23 protein-coding genes and 1 pseudogene are annotated in these 24439 nt (G+C 62.6%); 17 read left to right on the top strand and 7 right to left on the bottom strand.

Features of this window, described 5'->3' with window-relative positions:
* Positions 1-495: pseudogene (locus tag EPO09_RS07280) on the top strand (ferritin-like domain-containing protein); the annotation flags it as partial.
* On the opposite strand, the gene EPO09_RS07275 reads toward EPO09_RS07280, so the two are convergent.
* Complete coding sequence (locus EPO09_RS07275; protein ID WP_290641672.1) at positions 452-1066, bottom strand: TetR/AcrR family transcriptional regulator; 615 nt, start codon at positions 1064-1066, stop codon at positions 452-454. The pseudogene EPO09_RS07280 and the gene EPO09_RS07275 overlap by 44 nt on opposite strands.
* Positions 1067-1196: 130 nt before the next feature.
* Between EPO09_RS07275 and EPO09_RS07270 the strand changes: the two genes are divergently transcribed.
* Genes EPO09_RS07270 through EPO09_RS07230 form a run of 9 tightly spaced genes read left to right on the top strand, consistent with a single transcriptional unit; the run spans position 1197 to position 9049 of the window.
* The gene (locus EPO09_RS07270) at positions 1197-2498 is read left to right on the top strand and encodes an NAD(P)/FAD-dependent oxidoreductase (RefSeq protein WP_290641670.1); all 1302 of its coding nucleotides are present in this window, start codon (positions 1197-1199) and stop codon (positions 2496-2498) included.
* The gene (locus EPO09_RS07265) at positions 2488-3252 is read left to right on the top strand and encodes a DUF1365 domain-containing protein (RefSeq protein ID WP_290641668.1); all 765 of its coding nucleotides are present in this window, start codon (positions 2488-2490) and stop codon (positions 3250-3252) included. The genes EPO09_RS07270 and EPO09_RS07265 overlap by 11 nt, the downstream gene beginning before the upstream one ends.
* Positions 3249-4523 carry a cyclopropane-fatty-acyl-phospholipid synthase family protein gene (locus tag EPO09_RS07260; RefSeq protein ID WP_290641666.1) on the top strand — a complete coding sequence of 425 codons (1275 nt, stop codon included), beginning with the start codon at positions 3249-3251 and terminating at the stop codon, positions 4521-4523. The genes EPO09_RS07265 and EPO09_RS07260 overlap by 4 nt, the downstream gene beginning before the upstream one ends.
* A gap of 8 nt (positions 4524-4531) precedes the next feature.
* Positions 4532-5089, top strand: coding sequence for a hypothetical protein (locus EPO09_RS07255; RefSeq protein WP_290641664.1), 558 nt, complete (start codon positions 4532-4534; stop codon positions 5087-5089).
* Positions 5090-5092: 3 nt separating this feature from the next.
* On the top strand, positions 5093-6364 hold the full coding sequence (locus EPO09_RS07250) for an MFS transporter (protein ID WP_290641662.1): 1272 nt from the start codon (positions 5093-5095) through the stop codon (positions 6362-6364).
* Positions 6361-6903 carry a DUF3833 domain-containing protein gene (locus EPO09_RS07245; RefSeq protein ID WP_290641660.1) on the top strand — a complete coding sequence of 181 codons (543 nt, stop codon included), beginning with the start codon at positions 6361-6363 and terminating at the stop codon, positions 6901-6903. The genes EPO09_RS07250 and EPO09_RS07245 overlap by 4 nt, the downstream gene beginning before the upstream one ends.
* 3 nt (positions 6904-6906) lie before the next feature.
* Positions 6907-7680: an SDR family oxidoreductase gene (locus tag EPO09_RS07240; protein WP_290641658.1), complete on the top strand. Its 774-nt coding sequence runs from the start codon at positions 6907-6909 to the stop codon at positions 7678-7680.
* 9 nt (positions 7681-7689) lie between these two features.
* Positions 7690-8154 (top strand): nuclear transport factor 2 family protein, encoded by a 465-nt coding sequence (locus tag EPO09_RS07235; RefSeq protein WP_290641656.1) that lies wholly within the window; start codon positions 7690-7692, stop codon positions 8152-8154.
* Between the two features lie 34 nt (positions 8155-8188).
* Positions 8189-9049, top strand: a complete 861-nt coding sequence (locus tag EPO09_RS07230) for a ferritin-like domain-containing protein (RefSeq protein WP_290641654.1) — start codon at positions 8189-8191, stop codon at positions 9047-9049.
* A 108-nt stretch (positions 9050-9157) separates the two neighbouring features.
* Here the strand turns inward: EPO09_RS07230 and EPO09_RS07225 are convergent, their stop codons facing one another.
* From EPO09_RS07225 to EPO09_RS07210, 4 genes are read right to left on the bottom strand one after another with little or no spacing between them, the layout of a single operon-like run.
* Positions 9158-10201, bottom strand: coding sequence for a CaiB/BaiF CoA-transferase family protein (locus tag EPO09_RS07225; protein ID WP_290641652.1), 1044 nt, complete (start codon positions 10199-10201; stop codon positions 9158-9160).
* The gene (locus EPO09_RS07220; protein ID WP_290641650.1) at positions 10198-12345 is read right to left on the bottom strand and encodes a 3-hydroxyacyl-CoA dehydrogenase NAD-binding domain-containing protein; all 2148 of its coding nucleotides are present in this window, start codon (positions 12343-12345) and stop codon (positions 10198-10200) included. Before EPO09_RS07220 ends, EPO09_RS07225 begins: the two co-directional genes overlap by 4 nt.
* 16 nt (positions 12346-12361) lie before the next feature.
* A complete protein-coding gene (locus EPO09_RS07215) occupies positions 12362-13567 on the bottom strand; it encodes an acetyl-CoA C-acetyltransferase (RefSeq protein WP_290641648.1) in 1206 nt (401 codons plus the stop codon).
* Positions 13568-13616: 49 nt separating this feature from the next.
* The gene (locus EPO09_RS07210; RefSeq protein ID WP_290641646.1) at positions 13617-14777 is read right to left on the bottom strand and encodes an acyl-CoA dehydrogenase family protein; all 1161 of its coding nucleotides are present in this window, start codon (positions 14775-14777) and stop codon (positions 13617-13619) included.
* A gap of 295 nt (positions 14778-15072) precedes the next feature.
* Between EPO09_RS07210 and EPO09_RS07205 the strand changes: the two genes are divergently transcribed.
* The 5 genes from EPO09_RS07205 (at position 15073) to EPO09_RS07185 (ending at position 20704) form a co-directional block, all read left to right on the top strand.
* On the top strand, positions 15073-15714 hold the full coding sequence (locus tag EPO09_RS07205) for a TetR/AcrR family transcriptional regulator (RefSeq protein ID WP_290641644.1): 642 nt from the start codon (positions 15073-15075) through the stop codon (positions 15712-15714).
* 159 nt (positions 15715-15873) lie between these two features.
* Positions 15874-17166, top strand: coding sequence for a GGDEF domain-containing protein (locus EPO09_RS07200; RefSeq protein WP_290641642.1), 1293 nt, complete (start codon positions 15874-15876; stop codon positions 17164-17166).
* Positions 17159-18376 carry a diguanylate cyclase gene (locus tag EPO09_RS07195; RefSeq protein ID WP_290641640.1) on the top strand — a complete coding sequence of 406 codons (1218 nt, stop codon included), beginning with the start codon at positions 17159-17161 and terminating at the stop codon, positions 18374-18376. Before EPO09_RS07200 ends, EPO09_RS07195 begins: the two co-directional genes overlap by 8 nt.
* A gap of 189 nt (positions 18377-18565) precedes the next feature.
* The gene (locus EPO09_RS07190; RefSeq protein ID WP_290641638.1) at positions 18566-19810 is read left to right on the top strand and encodes a lipase family protein; all 1245 of its coding nucleotides are present in this window, start codon (positions 18566-18568) and stop codon (positions 19808-19810) included.
* Between the two features lie 126 nt (positions 19811-19936).
* Positions 19937-20704 carry a methyltransferase domain-containing protein gene (locus EPO09_RS07185; RefSeq protein WP_290641622.1) on the top strand — a complete coding sequence of 256 codons (768 nt, stop codon included), beginning with the start codon at positions 19937-19939 and terminating at the stop codon, positions 20702-20704.
* Positions 20705-20721: 17 nt separating this feature from the next.
* On the opposite strand, the gene EPO09_RS07180 is transcribed toward EPO09_RS07185, so the two are convergent.
* Positions 20722-22032 carry a DEAD/DEAH box helicase gene (locus EPO09_RS07180; RefSeq protein WP_290641621.1) on the bottom strand — a complete coding sequence of 437 codons (1311 nt, stop codon included), beginning with the start codon at positions 22030-22032 and terminating at the stop codon, positions 20722-20724.
* Positions 22033-22107: 75 nt separating this feature from the next.
* On the opposite strand from EPO09_RS07180, the gene EPO09_RS07175 reads away from it, so the two are divergent.
* Positions 22108-23358 carry a GGDEF domain-containing protein gene (locus EPO09_RS07175; RefSeq protein WP_290641619.1) on the top strand — a complete coding sequence of 417 codons (1251 nt, stop codon included), beginning with the start codon at positions 22108-22110 and terminating at the stop codon, positions 23356-23358.
* Between the two features lie 9 nt (positions 23359-23367).
* On the opposite strand, the gene EPO09_RS07170 is transcribed toward EPO09_RS07175, so the two are convergent.
* Positions 23368-23505: a hypothetical protein gene (locus EPO09_RS07170; protein ID WP_290641617.1), complete on the bottom strand. Its 138-nt coding sequence runs from the start codon at positions 23503-23505 to the stop codon at positions 23368-23370.
* A 253-nt stretch (positions 23506-23758) separates the two neighbouring features.
* On the opposite strand from EPO09_RS07170, the gene EPO09_RS07165 reads away from it, so the two are divergent.
* On the top strand, positions 23759-24439 hold a 681-nt coding region (locus EPO09_RS07165; RefSeq protein WP_290641615.1), incomplete at its 3' end, for a GAF domain-containing protein.

Raw genomic sequence — 24439 nt, 5'->3', positions numbered from 1 at the left:
GAGGTGCGCCTGCACCACTGGTATCGCCGCGCAGCCGAGTGGCACACCGAGCCGGTGATCAAGGCCATCTACGAGACCTTGTCGCGCGATGAAGCCCGCCATGGCGGCGCCTACCTGCGCTACATGAAGAAGGCGCTCAACCGCTTTGGTGATGAGGCCCGTGCGGCCTTCAGCAAGGTGGGCGTGCTGATGGCCAGCGCAAGGCGCACAGCCCAGGCCTTGCACCCGACCAATCTGCATGTGAGCGAAAAGCTCTTTCCGCGTGACACCATCCAGTCACGCCTGCCTGATCCTGCCTGGCTGGAGCACTGGCTGGACAAGCAGATTCAGTTTGATGCCGCCTGGGAAGGCAAGGTCGCTGAGCGCATCCTGCACAACCTGAGCTCGCTCATGGACCGCAGCTTTGCCAGCGTGCAGGAGCTCAATCGTTTCCGCAAGGAGATGGCGCGCGCTACTGAGGCCTTGCGCCCAGCCCCTCAAACGTCGATGTCGTGACCCACTCGAGAATCTGCTCGTTGGTATATTGACCTGAAGCCTTGAGCATGCCCACCACGGGGTCACATGCGCGCGCAAACAGGATGTACAAAATCATCTCGGCAGGCAGGCTGGCGTTGATCTGAGCGCTGGTCTGCGCCTGCGTGATCCAGATGCTCAGCTTGTTGCTCAGGCTGATGAGGCGATCCATGTACTCGTCATTGGCCTGCAGGGATGCGGTCAGTGAGGAATTCTGAGACGGCAGAGAGGGCATCTCACCGTCCAGCTGGCTTTGCATGGCCCAGCGGGCCACTGCCTTGAGCTGATCCAGCGCGGCGACGTCTGGATGGCTGCGCAGCTCGTCCACAAAAGCCAAGGCGCGGTCCAGCGCGCGCACCATGGCGGCACCGGCCAGCTCTTCCTTGGACGCGAAGTGCTTGTAGACGCTGGCCTTGGCCATGCCGGCCTCCGCCGCCACCTCGTCGACCGTCATGCTGTCGTAGCCCTTGCTGGCCAGCAGGCGGTTGACGGCCTCCACGATCGCATCTTCGCGAACGCGTTGAACCTGTTCCTTGTATGAGAGGCGAGCCATGGTGTCGATTGTAGACCCTCGCGTCGCGACAAAAACCCACAAGTACATTGTGGATACCCATTGGGATATTATTTGAACTCATCAGTTCACGTTTTGTACCAACCGGTCATTCACCCCGTACGGAGTCGCCATGAGCAGCATCGCCATCATCGGATCGGGCATCAGCGGCCTCAGTGCAGCCTGGCATCTGACGCGCCAGTGGCCTCAGGCACGCATCACCTTGCTGGAGGCCGGCGGACACTTCGGCGGCCACGCCAACACGGTGGACGTGACGCTGAACGGCGTCACGCACGGGGTAGACACGGGCTTTCTGGTTTTCAACGAGCGAACCTACCCCGGCCTGATCGGCATGCTGGAGACCTTGCAAGTAGAGGCGGCGCCTTCCGAGATGTCGTTCTCGGTGCGCTCGCCACGGGGCCCAGGCCAGGCACCACTGGAGTGGAGCGGGCACGACCTGAACACCGTGTTCGTTCAAAGGCGCAACTTGTTGAGCCCACGCTTCTGGTCCATGTTGCGCGACATCCTGCGCTTCAACCGCCTCACCACCGAACTGGCCACGACAGGCGCTGAAGCGCAGTTGCAGGAGCCCATTGGCGATTTCCTCACTCGACATCGTTTTGGCGAAGCCTTCCGCGAAGACTACTTCCTGCCCATGGTGGCCTGCATCTGGTCTTGCCCAACCAGGCAGATGTTGCGCTTCCCAATGGCCACGATGATCCGCTTTTGCCACAACCACGGCTTGCTGCAAGTGGCCAATCGGCCGCAGTGGTTCACGGTCAAAGGCGGCTCCAGAAACTATGTGGCCAGGATCATCCAGTCACTGGCCGATGCACGCTTGAACACACCTGTGCGCAGCGTGACGCGGGTACAGCAAGGCGTGATGATCGAAACAGCCCAAGGCACCGAACGTTTCGATCATGTTGTGCTGGCCTGCCACAGTGACCAGGCGCTGGCCTTGTTGGGCAATGATGCCTCCGCCCAGGAACGCACGGTACTGGGCGCCATCCGCTATCAGGCCAACCGCGCCGTGCTGCACACCGACATCCGCATGCTGCCTGAGCAGCCCAAGGCCTGGGCCGCCTGGAACTACGAGCGGGCCGAACGCCAATCGGATGAAGACGCCCGCGTGTGCCTGCACTACCTGATCAACAAACTGCAGCCCCTGCCCTGGGAAAAGCCCGTCGTCGTGTCACTCAATCCGGTGCGTGAACCTCAACAGGTATTGGCTGAGATCGACTACGCCCACCCCGTTTTCGATCAAGCCGCCATCGAGGCGCAAGGCCAGTTGCCCAGCATCCAGGGGCGCGAAGGCATCTGGTTTGCGGGCGCTTGGTGCGCTTATGGCTTCCATGAAGATGGCTACCAGGCAGGCTTGCGCGCCGCGCAAGGCATCCTGCATCAACGAGGCGAGGGCCTGCGGCATGCAGCCTGACACCACCTCGATCCAGCCACTGCTGGCGCTGGGGCAGATCCATCACGCCCGCACACGGCCTGCGGCGCATGCCTTTCGGCATGACACCTACTTCCTGTTGCTGCCCATGAAGCATGGGCGCGAGCATGGCCTGGGTGTGCCACGCAGCAAGTGGGGCCTGATCAGCTTTGCCGATGAAGACCATGGCGAGGGCGGCCCCGATGCCCTGGCCTGGATCACGGCCCTGCTCAGGCAGGAGGGCATTGACGACGCCGATGGCGAAATCTGGTTGCAGACCTATCCCCGGGTGCTGGGGCACGCCTTCAAGCCGGTGAGTTTCTGGTATGCGCATCGCCGCGATGGCGCGCTGGCCGCTGTGGTGGCCGAGGTCAACAACACCTTTGGTGAGCGGCACTGCTATCTGCTGCACGGCCCTGAACTGGCCTGGGGCCGCGATGTGATGGCCCGCAAGGTCTTTCACGTCTCGCCCTTTTGCAGCGTCAACGGGCACTACCGCTTCTGCTTCACACGCACAGCGCAACGCATCGTGGCCCGCGTGGACCTCATCGACGAGCAAGGCCTGCTGATCCAGACCAGCATGGCTGGCGCCCTTCACCCCATCACGCAGGCCGTGGTCCGCAAGGCCTTCTGGTCCGTGCCCTGGATGACGCTGGGCGTCGTCTTCCACATTCACCTGCATGCGCTGAAGCTTTGGCTCAAGCGCGTGCCGTTCTTCCGCAAACCAGCCGCGCCGGAGCGCTTTGTCACGCGATGAACTCGACCACCCACTCCTCCCCTTCGTTTGACCAGGCCCTGCCTGCGCAAGCCCCCAAGTCGGCCGCCGCCGTGTTCAAGCTGCTCGCCAATCTGGCGCATGGCCGCCTGCACGTGCAATGGCCCGATGGCCGCCACAGCGTGTTCCCCACAGGCGCCCAGGACCAGTCGCACAGCATGCGCGCCACCATCCAGTTGAACAACTGGCGCGTGTTCGAACGCACACTGAAGTCGGGCGACATCGGCTTTGCCGAAAGCTACATCGATGGCGACTGGCAGACCCCCGATCTCACGGCGCTGCTGAACCTCTTCATCGTGAACCGCGACCACATCGAGCGCGTGGTGTATGGCTCATGGCTGGGCTCGCTGTGGCATCGGGTACAGCACTGGCTCAATCGCAACTCGCGGCAGGGCAGCGAGAAGAACATCCATGCGCACTACGACCTGGGCAACGACTTCTATCGTCTGTGGCTGGACCCCAGCATGAACTATTCGAGCGCCTGGTTCGAAGGCGGCACGCCCGCCACACGTTCAGCGCAAGACCTGACCAAAGCACAGCAGGCCAAGATGGCGCGTGCGCTGGATGAGGCCGGGGTAGGCAAAGGTAGCCGTGTGCTGGAGATCGGTTGCGGCTGGGGTGCCATCGCCGAGATGGCTGCCAGAGGCCATCAGGCCCATGTGACCGGCGTGACCTTGTCCAAAGAACAACTGAGCTGGGCGCAACAACGGCTGCAAGACGCTGGCCTGGCCCATCTGGCCGACCTGCGCTATCAGGACTACCGCGATCTGGCTGCACGACATGAAGCGCAGCCTTTCGATGCCATCGTGTCGATCGAGATGTTCGAAGCCGTGGGCATGGCCTACTGGCCTGGCTACTTCGACACCCTGAAGCGCTGCCTCAAACCCGGTGGCAAGGCCTGCGTGCAGAGCATCACCATTCGCGATGACCTGTTCGAGCGCTATGCCCGCTCCAGCGATTTCATCCAGCAGTACATCTTCCCCGGTGGCATGTTGCCCAGCCCGTCTGTGTTCGAACGCGAGGCGAAGAAGGCAGGCCTGATCGTGGAAAAGCGCCTGGCCTTCGGCCCCGACTATGCCGAGACCTTGCGCCGCTGGCGCGACGCCTTCCTGAGCAAGGAGACGGAAGTCAACAAGCTCGGCTTTGATCAACGCTTCCAGCGCATCTGGTTGTTCTACCTCTCGTACTGCGAAGCGGCCTTTGATCAAGGCAATACCAATGTCATGCAGTTCACGCTGCGCCGTCCGGCTTGAGGTTGGTCATGTCTTCGCGCATCACACGCCGCCATGCCGTCGGGGCATTGGCTTCTTCCATCTGTCTGCCCTCCATCGCCATGAGCCAGCCTTCCTCCCTGCCACCTGAAGTGGCTTCCAGCCTGAGCAAGGCCCAACTGCAAGGCCAGGCCTCGCTGCGCTTCTTTGGCTTGCTGGTGTACGACGCCCGCTTTTGGACGCGCGGCGATTTCGAGGCCGAACGTTATGACAGCCAGCCCTTCGCCCTGGAGCTGGAGTACGCCCGCAAGCTGGAAGGGCCGGCGATTGCCGAGCGCTCGATTGCCGAGATGAAGCGCATTGGCGATTTCAGCGATGCGCAATCCAAAGCCTGGCTGGGCCTGATGCTGCAGGCCTTCCCCGATGTGGGCGCCAAGGACAGGCTGGTGGGTTTGCACGATGGCCGCGGCGGCGTGCGTTTTTACTTCAATGGCAAACCCACCGCCACGCTGGCGGACAAGGACTATGCCCGCCTGTTCTTCGGCATCTGGCTGTCGCCGCGCACGTCGTCGCCGGGCTTGCGTGCCTCCCTGATCGGGCAGGGCTGAACCATGCACCAGGAGGCCAGAGCAGCATGGCGATACGGGCTGATGGGCTTGCCCCTGGCCTTCGTGTCGCTGCCGCTGTATGTGCAACTGCCTCGTCACTATGCCGAGACGCATGGCTTGTCATTGAGCCTGCTGGGCGGCACCTTGCTGGCCACGCGTGCACTGGATGCCTTGGTGGACCCGCGCATCGGGCAATGGCTGGATCAACTGTTTGCGCAGGGCACGCGGCGTGTCTGCCTGATCGCCGCCGCAGCGGCCCTGTTGATGTGGATGGGCTTTGCGGCCTTGTGGCTGCCTCCTGCTGACATGCAGGCCTACTTGCCTTGGTGGCTGGGGCTCAGCCTGATCCTGACCTATCTGGGCTTCAGCACGGTGTCGATGCTGCACCAGACCTGGGCCGCCCGGTGGGGTGGCGGTGCGCTTGCGCAATCACGGGTGCTGGCCTGGCGCGAGGGGCTGGCGCTGGCGGGCGTGTTGCTGGCCAGCGTGCTGCCTGTATGGCTGGGATTGCACGGCATGGTGGCCGTCATGGCGCTGGCGCTGCTGATCGGGCTGGCGGGGCTGTGGTCGCTTCAGGCCAAGGCGGATCCGGCGCCTCTTGCCTCGTCGGACCACATGGCCGCAACGCACACAGCATCTCCATGGTCGCAAGGCCCCTTCGTGATCTTGCTGCTGGTCTTCGTGCTCAATGGCACAGCCAGCGCCATACCCGCCACCTTGCTGCCCTTCTTCGTGCGCGACACACTGCAGGCCCCCGCCATGGAGCCCCTGTTCCTGGCCAGCTATTTCCTGGCTGCAGCAGTGTCGCTGCCGCTATGGGTTCGCATCGTGCGCAGATGGGGTGCCATGCCGGCCTGGCTGGCCGCGATGTTGCTGAGCGTGCTGGCCTTCATCAGCGTGCCCTGGCTGAACGCCCAGCACACATGGGCCTTTGAGGGCATCTGCCTGATCACCGGCCTGGCCATGGGGGCCGACCTCACCATCCCTGGCGCCCTGCTGAGCACGGTCATTCACCAGGCAGGGCTGGGTGGCCGGGCCGAGGGCCGCTTCTTCGGCTGGTGGACCTGCGCGAGCAAGCTCACGCTGGCACTGGCCTCGGGGATCGCCTTGCCCACCCTTGCCTGGATGGGCTTCCAGACGGGCTCGTCCTCGCCTGACAACCAACAACTCCTGGCCATTGCCTATGGCGGTGTGCCTTGCCTTTTCAAGCTGGCGGCGGCCCTGACCTTGCTGCTCGCCGCGCAGCGATTTGCCGTCCTCAAGGGGAACACATGAACAAGCTGATGCACCGCGCGCTGGCGCTCCTGACGGCCGTGAGCTGCCTGCTGGTACAAGGCTGCGCGGGCCCCGTTCCGCAAGACTATGCGCGCGAAACGCCAACGCTGGATCTGCGGCAATACTTCAACGGCCCCGTCCAGGCACATGGCATCTTCACCGACCGATCCGGCAAGGTGATCAAGCGATTCGTGGTCGACATGCGCTGCGAATGGCAGGGCACGCAAGGCACGCTGGACGAACGCTTCACCTACAGCGATGGCACGCAACAGCGCCGGGTCTGGCACCTCACCGATCTGGGAGGCGGGCGCTATCGAGGCCAGGCCGATGATGTGGTCGGGGAGGCGGAAGGACACGCGGCAGGCAATGCCCTGCAATGGCGCTACACACTGGCCCTGCCTGTGGACGGACGCGTCTGGCATGTGCAATTCGATGACTGGATGTTCCTGGTTGACGAGCACACGATGATCAACCGCGCCGCCATGAGCAAGTTTGGCGTGCACCTGGGTGATGTCACCTTGTCTTTCAACAAGCCCTAAGCCATGTCACTCAATCCCCCGATTCGAGACTGGCAAGGCCAGGTGGTGTGGCTGGTGGGCGCCTCCAGCGGCATTGGCCAGGCCATCGCCCATGCGCTGCACGCACGAGGCGCCAAGGTGCGCGTTTCAGCGCGATCAGAAGCGGCCTTGAACACGTTCTGCAGCAACCACCCAGGCAGCGTCGCGCTGCCGCTGGACGTAACCGATGCGCAGCAGGTTCGCGCAGCATTCGATCGCATCAAGCAAGGTGACGGCCGCATCGACCTGATGCTGTACTGCGCCGGGCACTACCACCCGATGCGCGCCACGAGCTTTGATCTGGCCGATGCCCTGCGCCACCAGCGCGTGAATGTGGACGGCGCCTTGCATGCGCTGGATGCCGTCATGCCCACCATGTTGCGACAAGGCTATGGCCACATCAGCCTGGTGGCCAGCGTGGCGGGTTACCGGGGGCTGCCGCAATCGCTGGCCTATGGCCCTACCAAGGCGGCCTTGCAGCATCTGGCAGACACGCTCTATCTGGATCTGCATGAGCAAGGCCTGGGCGTCTCGGTGATCAACCCGGGCTTTGTGTCCACCCCTTTGACACAGAAAAATGACTTCGAGATGCCAGCCTTGCTGACGCCCGATCAGGCCGCCGAGGCCACACTGGCCGGATGGGCTCAAGGACGCTATGAGATCCATTTCCCCAAGCGCTTCACACTGTGGCTCAAGCTGCTGCAACTGCTGCCGCATCGCCTTTATTTCTGGGCCGTGCGCCGCGTCACGGGCGTCTAGGAACCGAGCATGAAACAGGATCTGCCCCCCGCCGTACAAGACGTGATCGCCTTCTATGAATCACTGTCGCCCGCCAGCCTGGACACACTGGGCCAACTCTATGCACCAGATGCCCGCTTCCAGGACCCCTTCAATGACGTGAGCGGGCTGGCGGCCATCCGCCACATCTTTGCACACATGTTCACCACCGTGCAGCAGCCTCGCTTCAAGGTGCTGGGCGCGATGGCGCAAGGCCAGGAGGCATGGCTGCGTTGGGACTTCTCCCTTCAACGCCAGGGTACTGATTTGGTCATCCATGGGGCCACGCGCCTGGTGTTTGACGAGGCCGGGCGCGTGACCCTGCATCGCGATTACTGGGACCCTGCGCAAGAGTTGTATGCCAAGGTGCCGCTGCTGGGTACCTTGGTGCGGTGGCTGACACGGCGCTTGTCTGCATCGCATGCGCAGGCCGCCACAGGCCCCTCACATCACTGAGCCCTGGCTGGCTCGTTCAAGGAAGGCAAGACACATGCTCTACCCCCAACTCTTCAAGGAACTGGAGTCGGTCCGCTGGAACATGGACACCGACATCCCCTGGGATCGCTTTGATGCGTCATTGCTCAGTGACGAGCAGGCGCAGACCATCAAGATGAACGCCATCACCGAGTGGGCCGCCCTGCCCGCCACCGAGATGTTCCTGCGCGACAACCGCGATGACAGCGACTTCTGCGCCTTCATGAGCGTATGGTTCTTTGAAGAGCAGAAGCACTCGCTGGTGATGATGGAATACCTGCGCCGCTTCCGCCCTGACCTGGTCCCGACGGAAGAAGAGCTGCACGAAGTGCGTTTCGAGTTCGACCCGGCTCCGGCGCTGGAAACGCTGATGCTGCACTTCTGCGGCGAGGTGCGCCTGCACCACTGGTATCGCCGCGCAGCCGAGTGGCACACCGAGCCGGTGATCAAGGCCATCTACGAGACCTTGTCGCGCGATGAAGCTCGCCATGGCGGCGCCTACCTGCGCTACATGAAGAAGGCCCTCAACCGCTTTGGCGACGAGGCCCGTGCGGCCTTCAGCAAGGTGGGCGTGCTGATGGCCAGCGCAAGGCGCACAGCCCAGGCCTTGCACCCCACCAATCTGCATGTGAGCGAAAAGCTCTTCCCGCGCGACACGATTCAGTCACGCCTGCCTGATCCTGCCTGGCTGGAGCACTGGCTGGACCAACAGATTCAGTTCGATGCCGCATGGGAAGGCAAGGTCGTCGAGCGCATCCTGCACAACCTGGGCTCACTCATGGACCGCAGCTTTGCCAGCGTGCAAGAGCTCAATCGCTTCCGCAAGGACATGGCGCGCGCGTTGGAGTTGCGTGTAACGCCCGTCACCAAAGGCTGAAGCGGAACACGCAAAAAATACGGGCCTGGCGCCAACTGCTCACCAGGCCCGTACCGCTCTGACCCCCCGGTCAGTCTCGCAAAACGTCTGTCAGCGTCTGTCAGGCAATCAAGCCACCTGCGACCAAGGCTGGACCTTGGCCTGGCCCTCGAACAGCGGATGCGCTTGAGCTTCAGCCAAAGTCAGCACAGGCGTGACACAGGCGTCGGCTTGCTCGAAACGCTCGGCCCAGTAGGCCATCGGCTTCGAGGCCACCAGGGCGGCCACATCACGACGCAGTTCCGCGCAATCCGACGAGCCCGGCATCTGCCCACGTTGCCAGTGACGATTGACCCAATCGGGACGCTCGAACACCTCGCACGCAGCCTTCCAGAACTTGAACTCCAGCGAGCCCACCGCGAGATGGCGGCCATCGGCCGTGCCATACAGGTTGTAGCAAGGCAGCACGCCGTTGAGCATGTCCTGCCCCGCACCGGGCATGCGACCGCCCAACATCGGCGCCAACAGCGCGCCTGTGGACTTGGGCATCACCAGATGCGTGTGCAGGCCATGGGTCATGCTGACATCAATGTGACGCCCCTCACCCGACTTGCCGGCCTTGTACACGGCAGACAGGATGGCGATGCAGGCCATGGATGAACCTGCTGCCAGATCCCCCCATTGCACATTGGACATCGCCAGCTCGCCCGTCGTGGCACGCACCTGATCGAGCACACCCGAGATGGCCATGAAGTTGATGTCATGCCCAGCTCGTTGCGCCCAAGGCCCTTGCTGGCCATAGCCCGTAATCGAGACCATGACCAGCTTGGGATTGAGGCCCTTGAGCGCATCCCAATCCAGCCCCATGGCCTTGAGCACGCCAGGTCGGAAGCTGTCGACCATCACGTCCGCTGTCGCGATCCAGTCGCGCAACTGAGCGAGCTCAGCGGCGCTCTTGAAATCGATCTTGCGGCATTCCTTGCCGTGGTTGAGCGCCTCGAACAAGGTGCCCAGCGGGCGGGCGGGGTCACCTTCCGGCGGCTCCACCTTGATGATGTCCGCGCCCAGATCGGCCAGCATGCGCGTGCCGAACGGCCCTGGCAGGTTGCGCGTGAGGTCGATCACGCGCAGGCCCGTCAGGAGGCCAGACAGCGGTCCGGCCTCAGTGCTCACAGCTGGTCCTCGAAGCGGCCGCCTTCTTGCGCCTGCTTCACGATGATGGCAGCAGGTTCGAAGCGCGGGCCAAAGGCCTTGGCCAGTTCACGCGAACGCTCGACGAACTTCTTGGCACCGACCGCGTTGATGAACTGCAATGCGCCGCCCTGGTTGGGTGCGAAGCCCCAGCCGAAAATCGAACCGATGTTGGTATCGGCCACCGAACGCACCACCTTCTCTTCGAAGCAGCGCGCCGCTTCGTTGGCCTGCACGTACAGCAGACGGTCAACCAGCTCTTGCTGAGCAGGCTGCACGGCCTTGGGCGGATACAGCTCGGTCAGGCCTGGCCACAGGCTCTTTTCCTTGCCGTTGTAGTCGTACAGGCCCTTGCCGGTCTTCTTGCCCACGCGGTTGTGGGTGCCACCGATGTTTTGCAGCACGCTGGCAGCGGGGTGCTCGGGCAGCACCTTGCCTTCTGCGGCCATGTCCTTCTTCGTCTGCTCGGCGATGTGCAGCGACAGGCTCAGCGAGACCTCATCTTGCAGGGCCATTGGCGGCATGGGCATGCCCGCCTTCAGGCCAGCCACTTCGATGGAACGGGGGTGCACGCCCTCGCCCAGCATCGCCAGGCCTTCCATGATGTAGGTGGCGAACACACGCGAGGTGTAGAAACCGCGGCTGTCGTTGACCACGATCGGGGTCTTGCCGATCTGCAGCACGTAGTCGAAGCCACGGGCCAGCGTTTCGTCGGAGGTCTTCTCCCCCACGATGATTTCGACCAGCGGCATCTTGTCCACGGGTGAGAAGAAGTGCAGGCCGATGAAGTTGGCAGGACGCGCGCTGGCCTTGGCCAGACCGGTGATGGGCAGCGTCGAGGTGTTCGAGGCGTACACGGCATCGGCCGCGATCACGGCTTCAGACTTCTGCGTGCAGACAGCCTTGATGTCACGGTCTTCGAACACGGCTTCGATCACCAGATCGCAACCGTCCAGATCGCCGTAAGAGGTCGTGGGCTTGATGCGTGCCAGCAGGGCGTCGCGCTTGTCGGGCGTGCTCTTGCCGCGCGCCACAGCCTTGTCCAGGATGCCTTGCGAATAGGCCTTGCCCTTGTCGGCGTTCTCTTGCGTGGTGTCCAGCAGCACCACGTCGATGCCGACCTTGGCCGACACGTACGCGATGCCTGCACCCATCATGCCGGCGCCCAGGACGCCGACCTTCTTGACCTTGCTTTCAGCAAAGCCCTTGGGACGCGACTGGCCCTTCTTGATCGAGTTGAGCTGGTGCCACAGCGTGCCAATCATGTTCTTGCTGGTCTGCGACACGACGCAGGCAGCGAAGTAGCGCGACTCCACTTGCGAAGCGGCATCGAAGTCCAGCAGGCAGCCTTCGAACAGGCAGGACATGATGTGCGTGAGCGCGGGGTAGTTGCCGTGCGCCTTGGCGTTGGCCATCGAAGGCGCGATCGCCAGCACCTGCACCACAGCGGGGCTCTTGCTGTCGCCACCGGGGATACGGAAGCCCTTGTTGTCCCAGGGCTGCGAGGCCTTGGGGTTGGCAGCGCACCAGGCCTTGGCCTTGGCCAGCAGCTCGTCGCGGTTGGCGGCCAGATCGGTCACCAGGCCCATTTCCTTGGCCTTGGCCGCGGTCAGTTCCTTGCCTTGGGTGATCAGGTCCATCGATTTCTGGATACCGATCAGGCGAGGTACACGTTGCGTGCCGCCACCGCCAGGCAGCAAGCCCAGCTTGACTTCAGGCAGACCCAGCTTGAGCTTGGGATCGTCCAGCGCGATACGGGCGTGGCAGGCCAGGGCCAGCTCCAGGCCACCGCCCAGAGCGGTACCGTTCAGTGCAGCCACCACAGGCTTGCCGCACTTTTCCATGCGGCGCATCATGCCCTTGAGGTCTTCGCACAGCTTGAAGGCTTCTTCGGCGCTGGTGATCTGGGTGAGCTGGTCGATGTCGGCGCCCACGATGAAGGTGGACTTGCCGGAGGTGATGACCAGGCCCTTGATGGACGCGTCGGTTTCCAGCTTGTTGACCAGTTCAGCGAACGGGGCCACCAGCGTGGGGTTGAGCACGTTCATGGCCCGACCGGGCATGTCGATGGTGACGAGGCCGATGCCGTTGGCATCGACGTCAAAGGTGAAGGCTTGATTAGTCATGGTGTGTGCCTCCTGATCAGACGCGTTCAATGATGGTGGCGATGCCCATGCCGGCACCGATACACAGGGTGGCCAAGGCGGTGGCCTTGCCGGTGCGCTCCAGCTCGTCCAGGGCCGTGCCCAGGATGATGGCGCCCGTGGCACCCAGCGGGTGCCCCATGGCGATGGCACCGCCGTTGACGTTCACGCGGTCCAGCGACACGCCCAGATCCTTGGCGGTCTTCATGGGCACGGTGGCAAACGCCTCGTTGATTTCCCACAGGTCGATGTCACCAGCGGTCATGCCCAGCTTGTTGAGCGCCTTCTGGCAGGCCGGTGTCGGGCCGGTCAGCATGATGGTGGGCTCGGAGCCGATCACAGAGCACATGCGCACCTTGGCGCGGGGCTTGAGGCCCGCCTTGATGCCGGCTTCCTTGCTGCCCAGAAGTACCAGGGCGGCGCCATCCACGATGCCCGACGAGTTGCCGGCGTGGTGGGCGTGGAGGATCTTCTCGATGGTGGTGTACTTGTCGAGCGCGGTGGCATCGAAGCCCATGGTGCCCATCATCTCGAACGAGGGCATCAGCTTGGAAAGGGTCTCGACCGAAGTGCCAGGGCGCACGGTTTCGTCACGGTCCAGCATGACCATGCCGTTGATGTCCTTCACAGGCACAACAGACTTGGCAAAGCGGCCTTCGGCTTGCGCCACGGCGGCACGGCGGTGCGACTCGGCTGCGAACGCATCCAGATCAGCGCGGCTGAAGCCTTCCAGCGTGGCGATCAGGTCGGCGCTGATGCCTTGTGGCACGAACGCGGTGCCGCTGTTGATGCGGGGGTCCATGACCCAGGCGCCGCCGTCAGAGCCCATGGGCCAGCGGCTCATGGATTCCACACCACCGGCCACGATCATGTCTTCCATGCCCGAGCCAATGCGTTGTGCAGCCTGGTTGATGGCTTCCAGACCGGAAGCGCAGAAGCGCGACAGCGTCACGCCCGAGACGGTCTCGGCCCAGCCGGCGTCCAGGATGGCGGTGCGCGCGATGTCGGCACCTTGTTCGCCCACAGGCGTCACGCAGCCCAGCACCAGGTCATCGACCAGGCGGGTGTCCAGCTTGTTGCGCTCGGCCAGCGCTTGCAGCAGCGTGCGCAGCAGCCACACAGGCGTGGCCTGGTGCAGGCTGCCATCTTTCTTGCCCTTGCCGCGCGGCGTGCGCACGGTATCAAAAATGTAGGCTTCGGTCATTGGAAGCTCCTCGGTATGTTGGAGTGAAGATGGTTCTGAAGACGCTGGATCACAGGAAGCGTGAAGCCAGTTCCTTCATGATTTCGTTGGTGCCGCCATAAATACGCTGCACGCGCGAATCGGCCCACAGGCGGGCGATCGGGTATTCCTTCATGTAGCCATAGCCACCGAAGAGCTGCAGGCATTCGTCGATCAGCTTGCACTGGTTGTCGGTGATCCAGTACTTGATCAGCGCGGCGCGGTCCACGCCCAGTTCACCCTTGAGGTGCGAGACCATGGCGGCATCAACCAGCGCGCGCGATGCCAGCAACAGGGCCTGGCACTCGGCCAGCTTGAAACGAGTGTTCTGGAACGAGAAGATGGGCTTGCCGAAAGCCTTGCGCTCCTTCGTGTACTCGAGCGTGATCTTCATGGCGTATTCCATGGCGGCGATACCAGCCAGCGCCACCAGCATGCGCTCTTGCGGCAGTTCCTGCATCAGCTGGAAGAAGCCCATGCCTTCGTTTTCGCCGATCAGGTTGTGCTTGCTCACCACCACGTCGTCGAAGAACAGCTCGGAAGTGTCTTGCGCTTCCATGCCGATCTTGTCGAGATTGCGGCCACGGCGGAAGCCGGGGGCTTCGTCGGTCTCGACCACGAACAGGGAGATGCCTTGCGCGCCCTTGTCCTTGTCGGTCTTGCAGACCACGATCACCAGGTTGGCGAGTTGACCGTTGGTGATGAAGGTCTTGCTGCCGTTGATCTTGTAGGTCTGGCCATCTTCGGACTTCAAAGCCAGCGTGCGCACGCCTTGCAGGTCGGAGCCGGTGCCGGGTTCGGTCATGGCGATGGCGCCAATGAGCTCGCCGGTAGCCAGCTTGGGCAGCCAGCGCTTCTTCTGCTCTTCCGTGCCGTAGTGCAGGATGTAGGGAGCGACGATGCCCGAGTGCAGCGAACCGCCAAAACCACCGATGCCGGCTTCGCCTTGGGCCAGGACCAGGGCAGCTTCATGGCCGAAGTCACCACCGCCACCGCCGTACTCTTCAGGCATCGAGGCGCACAGGAAGCCGTTCGAGCCGGCATCTTCCCAAGCCTGACGGTCCATCATGCCCTGGGCGCGCCAGGCTTCATCCTTGGGCTGCCACTGCTCGGTCATGAAGCGTTTGGCAGAGTCGAACACCATCTGGTGCTCTTCGGTCATCCATGCGGGGGCGAAATTCTGAATAGCCATTTGGCAAAGTCTCCTCGGAACCAATAAAACGACGATTGCGTCACGGTTCAAGGCCTTCTCAGATCGGTAATTTGAATTACCGTCAGTAGAAACCCGATGGAAGGGCATCTATGGCGACAGGTTTGGGGCTTTTGTCGCCCTTGCACCCTCCGTGAACTGACGCATGCGTCAACCAGCGAATCTTGGCGTCACGCAAGTGAGTTGGCAAGCAGATTTGGTCAAATGGCGCCATCTGGCCCGCATTTGGTAATATGGATTTCCATACCGGAATGTCCGCTTCCCTTGCCTGTTCGCCATGCCCTCCTCTACCGCCCGTACCCGCCAGCCCAGCACCGTGGACGACCGCCGCGCCGCGCTCAGCACCATGCGCGCCGACACGCTCAACCGCATCGAAAAAGCCGTGCTGGAGCTGTTCTCGAACCAGGACTTTCACGAAGTGAGCCTGCTGGACGTGGCCAAGGCGGCCAATGTGTCGCTGCAGACGATCTACAAATACTTCGGCAGCAAGGAGGTGCTGGTCTATGCCATGCTGGATGTGATGCTGGGTCGGCTGGCCGAGCGCATGCTGGATCACCTGCAAGGCATCGACGACGCACGCGAGCGGCTGCGCAAGACCTTCTGGGTCACTCTGGACTACATGGACAAGCACCCTGCCGTGATGATGTTGCTGTTCACGGCCGTGCCCGTGTCCAAGCACAAGAACATCCGCATCTATGAAAGCCCGGAGCTGATGACCGCCTTCCTGGGCGTGTTCAAGGACGGCCAGGCCCGGGGCGTGCTCAACAAGCGCGTGTCGCACAAGATCCTGCTGGACATCTTCATGGGCATCATCGGGCGGGTGGTGCTGATGCACATCGTGCGCGGCGAGAAACGCCCACTGATCGACCAGTTCGATGAGCTGTTCAACATCCTGTGGCGGGCGATGTCGGCAGATTGAGCTCTTGCCACGGCAGCCTGGCCGCACCAGTTGTGACAGGCTGCCCACAAGCAAGGATTCTGCGGACGCTTCAGGTCCGAAATTCCCCAATGGGCACGGGCCCATGGCTATGATTGAACAGCCTGTTACTTTGGGCCATTTCACGCAGAACCACCGCCGATGGTGCGCACAGACACCCCGCCAGCAGCCATGGCCTTGACGGCGCTACACACGTCGGCGCAGGCCGAACGTCGCCAGACCGACGATGCGCCCCACGCCATCGAAAGCGGCCTCTGCCTGCGCTTCCCCGCAAAGTGGGAGGCACAGTTTCTGCAAGACACCAGTGCGCGCCGTATCTCCCTGGTCTTGCGGCGCAGCCCGGCGGTGATCCTGGCCTTCGTCGGCATCCTGATCGCGGACTGGTTCATGGTGCCGGATCGTTTTCAGATGGCGCTGTTGTTGAGGCTGCTTGCGTTCTTGCCTTTGTATGCGCTGACTTTGTACCTGTTCAGGCAATGGGGCACATCCAGTGCGCGGGACTGGCTGCTGTCAGGCTCTGCCGTCCTGACGTCGCTGCTGCACCTGGCCATCGTCGTGCCCAGCCAGAACCCGCTGGCCAGCGCGCATCTGGCCACCCTGTCGGTGATCGTGGTGTGCTGGGATTCGCTTCTGCGCCCAGCCTTTGTGCCTGCCCTGACGAACGGCATCCTGGTCGGCATGGGGTTCGTTGCGTCCCTGCTGGCGATGCCGGCGCAAGGCGGGCCCTTGGCCATTCCGGTCACCCTGCTGCTGTTGTCGTCCATGGTATTTAGCCTGTACGGCAACTACACCCTGGAAAAAGCAGAGCGTGCCGCCTATCTGCTGGAACGCAATCAGCGTCTGCTGCGTGCGCGCCTGCATGCGGCCCATGAACGCCTGAGCCAGCAAGCCCGGCTGGATCCCTTGACGGACATCCCCAATCGCCGGCATTTCGACGAGACTTTGCCCCGCTTCTGGCAGGCGCACACAGGGCAGCACGGCGAGCCCGTCCATCACGCCCATCCCATCTGCGTGATCCTGCTGGACGTGGACTTCTTCAAGCCCTACAACGACCACTATGGTCATCCGGCTGGCGACCGCTGCCTGCACGCGGTGGCTCAGGCCATTGCGCAATGTGTACGGCAACCTGAAGACCTGGTCGCACGCATTGGCGGCGAAGAGTTTGCCCTGATCCTGCGCCAGACCTCGGCTCAAGAAGCATTGGATGTGGCGCAACGCATCCGCAGCACGGTCAAGGCCTTGGCCATACCGCATCATTTCAGGCCTGATGCCATGGACATCGTGACCATCAGCCAAGGCCTGAGTTGGGGCCAAGCCCAAAGCCAGGCGGAGATGCAAGCCTTGATCAACAAGGCCGACCAGACCCTGTACCGGGCCAAGGCGCAAGGGCGAGACGGCATCGCCACAGCGGAAGCTAAAACCCCTCATGCGTGACGCTGCTCAGGCGCTGGGCGCCGACGACCTGCAACGCAGCCTCAAAGGCTTGCGTTTTCCTGCCGATTGGGAGGCACGCTTTGAAGCGGCCTCCACGGCCCCCCGTGTGCAGCACTTCATCATCAGTGCCTTTGTCGCCCTGCTGATCTACAACCTGTTCCAGATATCGGATTGGTTCATCCTGCCCGATATGCACCGCACTGGTTTGCTCATACGCTTGGGTATCTGTACGCCGATTGAAATCGTGGTGCTGTACGGCCTGTACAAAAAGCAGGCCTGGTTTGGGCGGCAATCACCATGGATGGCGGAAAGTCTCATCGTGGTATCCGGGCTGCTGGCAGCAGGCAGTCTGGCTCTCATCATCGATCTCAGCCACAGCCCGCTTCGTACACTGGCCCACGCCGGCTTTGCGCCCATGCTGGTGTACGGCAACCTGGTGCAGCGCCTGCGCTTTCGAGCGGCGGTACTGCTGTCGGGCATGATCCTGCTGATTCACGGCTGGCTGCTGGCCTCCAATACCGGTGCGCCGTCGGCGGCTGTGCTGCCCCTCTTGCTGCTGAACCTGGTCACCGCCTTTTTCTCGCTGATCTCCAGTTACGAAATGGAGTACGAGGAGCGGCTGCGCTTCTGGCTCAACGAGTCAGAGCGGCAACTGCTCGATGAACTCGACGAGACCAACAAGTCGCTGGATACGCTGTCGCGGCGTGATGCGCTGACCGGCTGCGCCAACCGCCGCCATGCGCAGGACGCGCTGCAACAGCACTTGCGAACACCGGGCACGCAAGCGGCCATGATCCTGCTCGATGTCGATCACTTCAAGGCCTACAACGATCGCTACGGCCATCCGGCAGGCGATCGTTGCCTGCAAGCGGTCGCGGCGGCCATGCAGCAAGCGGTGCCGGTCAACCAGGGCTTGCTGGCCCGTTGGGGCGGCGAAGAGTTCATGGTGATCGCGCCCGGCGCAACCCTGCGCCAGGCGCAGACGCTGGCAGAAAGCATTCGCCAGGCAGTCTTCGGTCTGGCCATGCCGCACGCCGGCTCGCTGACCGCCCCTGTGGTGTCGGTCAGCCTGGGTGTGGCCCATATCGTCTGCGGCACGGACCCTGAATCCGATCTGGATCAACTCCAGACACAGGCCGATCAGGCGCTGTATGAAGCGAAGGCAACAGGTCGCAACAGCGTACGCCCCTGGTTTACCCCTGCACATTAATGCACAAATGTGCAGGGACTAACCCGCACGCTTTCGCCTTGTCGCAAAACCGCCGCGTGCTGGCGAAAGTTTGCCGACGCTACTTTCCGAATACTGAACGCTAGCCGGTAGCCGAACGCAATTGCATGAACTTAATGCACCGCAGCCAGCACCGACCAGTCCGTTCACCCATTTCAAGGAAAGATGAGCATGTCAAAGAAGTTCCTCGCCAAGTATCCCGCGTTGACACTCGCGTCCCTCGCAGGCATCTGCCTGTCTGGTTTCGTGAGCATGACCCAGGCCCAGCAGGTGTACCCGATGGCCAACGCCACCGTGCAACCGGTCAACGACGGTTTCTACGTACCCCCCAGCGCCACCACGCTGGCGACCAAGCTGCCCGGCACCGTGCTGCGCTACCGCGCGATCCCCAACACCACCTACTCGGCCCGCGTCAGCCAGGCCTATCAGTTGATGTTCCGCACAACCGATGGCAAGGGCATGCCCACGGCAGCCGTCACCACCTTGCTGATTCCCAAGACGGCACCTGCCAGCGCGCGCAAGCTGCTGTCCTACCAGGCCATGTATGACAGCCTGCAGCTCAACTGCACGCCATCGGCCCTGACCGTCAACGGCAAGCTGTTCGAGAAGGGCAATGTGAACAAGGCGCTGGATGCGGGTGTGCTGGTGGTGTTGACAGACTATGAAGGCCTGCAGTCGCAATGGGTGGCCGGCATGAACACCGCACATGGCGTGCTGGACGGCATCCGTGCGGCGCAGAAGTTCAGCAAGAGCGGCTTGAACAACACCTCGCCCGTTGCGCTGATGGGCTACTCGGGCGGCGGTCACGCCACGGCCTGGGCCAATGAAGTGCAGCCTGAATACGCGCCGGAGATGAACCTGGTCGGCGTGAGCATGGGCGGCCTGCCCGTGAACCCCAAGCACGCCGCGGAGAAAGTAGATGGTGGCCTGTTTGCGGCGATGTACTTCGGCGCCGTGGTGGGCATGTCCCGCGCGTATCCCGAGACGAACCTGATGGACTACGTCACCGCCGACGGTGCGGCCATGGTCAAGGACATCAGCGGCCGCTGCCTGATGGGCACGGTGGAAGGCCAGCCCGAGATGCTCACGCCCTATGTGTTCAAGAAAAGCAGCAAGTACTGGAAGTCGCCTGATTTCCTGAACCTGCCGGAGATCAAGCGCATCATTGACGACAACATCATGGGCTCACGCATGCCCAAGGCGCCGATGTACATCTACGAAGGCGTGCTCGATGAGGTCATGCCCATTGCCGATGTTGATGCCCTGGTCAAGAACTACTGCGCAGCAGGCCTGAGCGTGGACTACAACCGCATCGCCACGGGTGATCACCTGTTGCTGGCCGTCTCGCCGGGCAAAGGCATGGACTTCGTGATGGATCGCCTGAACGGCAAAACCGCCAACAGCAACTGCCCATAATCAAGCACGGCATGGACGGGCTTGTTCAAGGCATGCGCAGGCTTCAGACTGCTTTACAGTCTCAGCAAGCCGTGAGAATGACAAGAGAGGCCCGTCCCTATGCAATGCATGATCTGCCAGTCCGGCATGCAGTATTTTTTCAGCAAGACCTTCACCCAGTTCGATCTGGATCAGGTGGACTACTGGAAGTGCAGCGCTTGCGGCTTTGCTGCATCCAAAACCCATCTGGACATGAGTGACGAGCGATGGGCTCGGCTCAACAACGACTTCCACTCGCAAACGCACTACACGGAAGACAACCCCTACAACCGCAACCAGCGCTACTTCAACCAGGCCTTGATGCTGTCGTTGATGCGCAAACAGGACCTGATCCCCGCCGGTGACTGGCTTGACTGGGGATGCGGCGTCGGTGCGGTAGCCCGGCTGCTGCGCGACTACTTCGATCTGCGCCTGGACACCTACGACAAGTACTTCACCCCAGAGGTCAACGCCGTGACGGCATCCGCGCTGAAACCTTGCGGGCATCAACTGGTGCTCAACACAGCCGTGTTCGAGCACGTCAGGGACCGCGCGACGCTGAACGAGATCGAGTCCTACGTGAAGCCCGACTCAGGCTGCCTGGCCGTTCACACCCTGGTGCCCGAAAACGTACCCGCGAACCCGGACTGGATGTACCTGCTGCCCGTGCACTGCGCCTTCCACACCAACCGCAGCATGCAACTGTTGATGGATCAATGGGGCTACCGCTGCTCGGTCTACAACGAACACGCCAAACTGTGGGTCATGTTCCGTGAAGCACCGGCGGCCATTGAGCCCAAGGTCGCAGCGTTGAACAAAGCCATGGGCTGGCAATACCTGCACTTCAAGCCAGGCTTCATGGATTACTGGAAATAAGCGCCGAAAGCGCTTTTTCAGGCGCCATCCTTGGCTTGCAAGGCCGCAGCGGCCTCACGCAGCTTGTCCTTCTTGCTCTTGCGCTTGCCCTTGATGCCGCCGTTAGGGTCCAGGCCACGAGGGGCTTGGGCGTCATCCAAAGGGCGCTCGTCCTGCAACGTGGCGTCATCGCCTGTTGACGCCCCCAGGCCCTCTGGCGCAAAGCCTTCCAGCTGTTCGCGCGCCACCCGCTGCCCCTGCCGCTTCTCGATCAGGCGGAAGTGGTTTTCCATGTCCGGCGTGACAAAGCTCACAGCCAGCCCACTGGCACCGGCGCGGCCGGTGCGGCCAATGCGGTGCACATGGTCTGCGGCCGAGCGCGGCAGATCGAAATTGACCACCACCGGCAGATCGGCAATATGGATGCCGCGAGCCGCCACGTCGGTGGCCACCAGCACCTGCAACTCGCCTGCCTTGAACGCTTCCAGCACATCACGGCGTGCACCCTGGCTCAGATCACCATGAAGCGAACCGGCCTTGATACCGGCTCGGTGCAGCTTGTGCGCCACCAGTTCGGTGCCGTACTTGGTGGCAGCAAACACGAGCGCACGTGACCAGCCCTCTGCCTTGATCAGATGGCGCAGCAGCTGGGCGCGCTTGGCCGCATCCACCTTGATGGACCGCTGCGTGATGTCAGGCGCATGCTCGGGCTCGCTGGCGAGCTCGATGAGCACAGGATCCGTCAGCAAAGCATGCGCCAGCGCCTGCACATCCTCGGGGAAGGTGGCCGAGAAGAACAGGCTCTGGCGTTGTGCGGGCAGCATCTCCAGGATGTCGGTCAGCTCCTCGGTGAAGCCCATGTCCAGCAAACGATCGGCCTCATCCAGCACCAGGGCACCGACATCAGACAGGCGCAGTGCGTTGTGATCGACCAGGTCAAGCAGGCGGCCCGGCGTGGCCACCACGATATCGGCGCCACCGCGCAAGCTCATCATCTGCGGATTGATGGAGACGCCGCCAAATGCCGTCACCACCTTGATCGCGCCCGACAAGCCCTGGCTGAGTTCGCGCATCACATCACCAACCTGCATGGCCAGTTCGCGCGTGGGCACGAGCACCAGCACGCGCAAGCGTTTAGGGGCGCGGGGGCGCTCGTTGAGCAAGTGCTGCAGTACCGGCAGCGCAAAGGCCGCCGTCTTGCCGGATCCGGTCTGGGCCAGACCCAGCACATCATGGCCATCGAGGATGACGGGGATGGCCGCTTCCTGGATAGGCGTGGGTGTTTCGAAACCTTGATCCGCGGCAACGCGAACCAGCGCGGCCGACAGGCCGAGTTGAGCAAATGACATTCGGCCAGTGTAGGCGCGCCAGGCAAAAGATTGGCCGCTCAAGTCAGAAATGATCGCTCCGATATCCCTGAAGCCATGGAAAGTCTCCCGCCCAGTGCTTCAGGCATGCCGATGATCCCACCTGCTCCGAATTCGCAGGATGAAACCGGTGGCCTGCGCCTCACATTGCAATCACAACGTCCAGCTTCAGACGATGAACTGGCCATACGTTGCCTGCTGGACACGGCCGAGCGCACCGCCCTGGGCATCTGGATTTATCCCGCCATGTGGATGATCGTGGCCCTGTTCAGCGGCGCCGCACAACGCTGGCCTTTGCTGACCTGGGGCAATGTGGGCGGCCTGCTGCTGATGGCCGTGGTGCGCGCCCACCTCAACCAGAACCTGGCCCGTCAACTCCAGACGCGCCGCCAACTCGCCGAGCAGACCTTCAAGATCATGACCCTGGCGATCGCCGCCTATTGGGGCACGCTCACCGGCATCTGCATCTACCTTGCACCGACCGAAGGCATTGCCTGGATCATGCTCACGCTGACCGTGGCCTTCTGTGCCGGCGGCAACACGCTGTTTGGCATCAACGCCGCGCTGCGCTTTCCGTATCCCTTGGCGATGATCATCCCGGTCGTGATCGCACAAGCGCTGCAGCACACCCCCGATCAGAAGATCATGATGGGCATGGAAGTGGTGCTCACGCTGTATTTGCGCCGCTCATCGGGCATTGTGCAGAAGGACTACTGGGATGCGCGCCTGGCGCAACGGCTTTCAGCGCAACAAGCACGCGAACTGGAACTGGCCAGCCTGACGGATGGCCTCACGCAAGTGCCCAACCGCATGTACTTCGATCGGCAATACGCCTACGAATGGGCGCGGCAATGCCGCCATGGCGGGCCGGTGTCCCTGATGATGGTGGACATCGACCATTTCAAGCAGGTCAACGACACCCATGGCCATCCCTTTGGCGATACCTGCCTCAAGGAAGTGGCCATCGCCTTGCGCGCAGGCTGCGGACGCTCAACTGACTTCGTCTCCCGCTACGGTGGCGAAGAGTTCGTGGTGTTGCTGGCTGAAACAGATGCAGCCGGTGCGCGCGTGGTGGCCCAACGCATGCTGGATCAGGTACGAAGTATCCAGTTGATGCACCAGGGCCAGCCCGTGCGGCTGACATGCAGTATCGGCCTGAGCACGACCATTCCTTATCCCACCAAGGATGCCGCCTCGCTCATCCACGAGGCCGATCAGGCCTTGTATCGCGCCAAGCATGGCGGGCGCGATCAGGCCGTGATCACGGACTCCAGCAACGAGGTGCCACCAGCCCGCGCACGTTGGTAAAGTGAATGCTCAGTGCATCTGCTCGTCGTAGCAGGTCAGCGTTTCATCGGCATCGTCTTGCATCGACCATCCCAGCTTGGGCCAACCACCGGCGTGCATGCAGGCGCCAAAGAGTTGATCGGGTTGGGTGCATTGAGATGGGTTCATGTGACTTGCTCCTTGCTGCGAAACCTGGACATCAGGTGTAGTCATGGTGCCGCGCCCCGCTCGTGCCGTGTGCAGGGCAATCCCTGCTCCTTGATTCCGCGCGTAACAGGCGTGATGCAGATCACGGTTGGCCGAGCCCCTGATCACGGGGGGCTGCCAAAACCCACCCGGTGAAGTCCCTGATCAAGCGGGTTTTGCCCTTCTGTTTGAGGCCATGGCGCCGATAAACATGCAAACGGATTTCTGGTGACCCATGTCAGACCAAGCAGTACCCCCCATCGAAGCAGCCCCACTGGCTGCACCCGCCCTGATCAACGAAGCGCAACGCCTGTCTGCCCTGCACGCTTGTGAAGTGCTGGACAGTGGCCCTTGCGCCGTCAGCGACGCGCTGGTGAGGCTGGCCGCACGCACCTTCCACGTACCAGCCGCCAGCATCGGCCTGATGGACGCAGATCGCCTGTGGTTCAAGGCCAGCATCGGCATGAGTGACAGCGAGCAAGCGCGCGATCGCAGCCTGTGCGCCCATGCCATGGCGCAAAGCGAAGACGTGCTCGTAGTGGAAGACCTCAGCCGCGACAGCCGCTTTGCGCAGCACCCACTGGTCACGCAACCACCGCACTGGCGCTTCTATGCCAGCGCCCCTTTGCGCAATGCGCAAGGCTTGATCCTCGGCACCTTGGCCATCTGGGACACGCAAGCGCGCCCCTTCACGGCCATTGACCGCCTGGCGCTCAAGGACCTGGCCCTGCTCGCTTCAGATCAGCTGTCATCCCGCCAGACCATCGTGCAATTGCACCACCTGGCGATGACCGACCCGCTCACCGGCCTGGCCAACCGCACCCAGTTCCATCAGGCGCTGGAAGTGGAGATGGCGCATGCCATGCGCACGGGCGAGCCCTTCACCGTGCTCAGCATGGATCTGGATGGCTTTCGC

Origin of the sequence: Aquabacterium sp. (assembly GCF_004297345.1) — a bacterium.
Taxonomy (GTDB): domain Bacteria; phylum Pseudomonadota; class Gammaproteobacteria; order Burkholderiales; family Burkholderiaceae_C; genus Aquabacterium.
The sequence above is the reverse complement of the archived record's forward strand: the minus strand, read 5'-3'. Positions and strand labels throughout refer to the sequence as shown.

Bases quoted from the DNA above. Each gene is read 5' to 3' on its own strand.
- EPO09_RS07275 (WP_290641672.1), bottom strand. From the start codon at position 1,066: ATGGCTCGCCTCTCATACAAGGAACAGGTTCAACGCGTTCGCGAAGAT.
- EPO09_RS07270 (WP_290641670.1), top strand. From the start codon at position 1,197: ATGAGCAGCATCGCCATCATCGGATCGGGCATCAGCGGCCTCAGTGCA.
- EPO09_RS07265 (WP_290641668.1), top strand. From the start codon at position 2,488: ATGCAGCCTGACACCACCTCGATCCAGCCACTGCTGGCGCTGGGGCAG.
- EPO09_RS07260 (WP_290641666.1), top strand. From the start codon at position 3,249: ATGAACTCGACCACCCACTCCTCCCCTTCGTTTGACCAGGCCCTGCCT.
- EPO09_RS07255 (WP_290641664.1), top strand. From the start codon at position 4,532: ATGTCTTCGCGCATCACACGCCGCCATGCCGTCGGGGCATTGGCTTCT.
- EPO09_RS07250 (WP_290641662.1), top strand. From the start codon at position 5,093: ATGCACCAGGAGGCCAGAGCAGCATGGCGATACGGGCTGATGGGCTTG.
- EPO09_RS07245 (WP_290641660.1), top strand. From the start codon at position 6,361: ATGAACAAGCTGATGCACCGCGCGCTGGCGCTCCTGACGGCCGTGAGC.
- EPO09_RS07240 (WP_290641658.1), top strand. From the start codon at position 6,907: ATGTCACTCAATCCCCCGATTCGAGACTGGCAAGGCCAGGTGGTGTGG.
- EPO09_RS07235 (WP_290641656.1), top strand. From the start codon at position 7,690: ATGAAACAGGATCTGCCCCCCGCCGTACAAGACGTGATCGCCTTCTAT.
- EPO09_RS07230 (WP_290641654.1), top strand. From the start codon at position 8,189: ATGCTCTACCCCCAACTCTTCAAGGAACTGGAGTCGGTCCGCTGGAAC.
- EPO09_RS07220 (WP_290641650.1), bottom strand. From the start codon at position 12,345: ATGACTAATCAAGCCTTCACCTTTGACGTCGATGCCAACGGCATCGGC.
- EPO09_RS07215 (WP_290641648.1), bottom strand. From the start codon at position 13,567: ATGACCGAAGCCTACATTTTTGATACCGTGCGCACGCCGCGCGGCAAG.
- EPO09_RS07210 (WP_290641646.1), bottom strand. From the start codon at position 14,777: ATGGCTATTCAGAATTTCGCCCCCGCATGGATGACCGAAGAGCACCAG.
- EPO09_RS07205 (WP_290641644.1), top strand. From the start codon at position 15,073: ATGCCCTCCTCTACCGCCCGTACCCGCCAGCCCAGCACCGTGGACGAC.
- EPO09_RS07200 (WP_290641642.1), top strand. From the start codon at position 15,874: ATGGTGCGCACAGACACCCCGCCAGCAGCCATGGCCTTGACGGCGCTA.
- EPO09_RS07195 (WP_290641640.1), top strand. From the start codon at position 17,159: ATGCGTGACGCTGCTCAGGCGCTGGGCGCCGACGACCTGCAACGCAGC.
- EPO09_RS07190 (WP_290641638.1), top strand. From the start codon at position 18,566: ATGTCAAAGAAGTTCCTCGCCAAGTATCCCGCGTTGACACTCGCGTCC.
- EPO09_RS07185 (WP_290641622.1), top strand. From the start codon at position 19,937: ATGCAGTATTTTTTCAGCAAGACCTTCACCCAGTTCGATCTGGATCAG.
- EPO09_RS07180 (WP_290641621.1), bottom strand. From the start codon at position 22,032: ATGTCATTTGCTCAACTCGGCCTGTCGGCCGCGCTGGTTCGCGTTGCC.
- EPO09_RS07175 (WP_290641619.1), top strand. From the start codon at position 22,108: ATGGAAAGTCTCCCGCCCAGTGCTTCAGGCATGCCGATGATCCCACCT.
- EPO09_RS07170 (WP_290641617.1), bottom strand. From the start codon at position 23,505: ATGAACCCATCTCAATGCACCCAACCCGATCAACTCTTTGGCGCCTGC.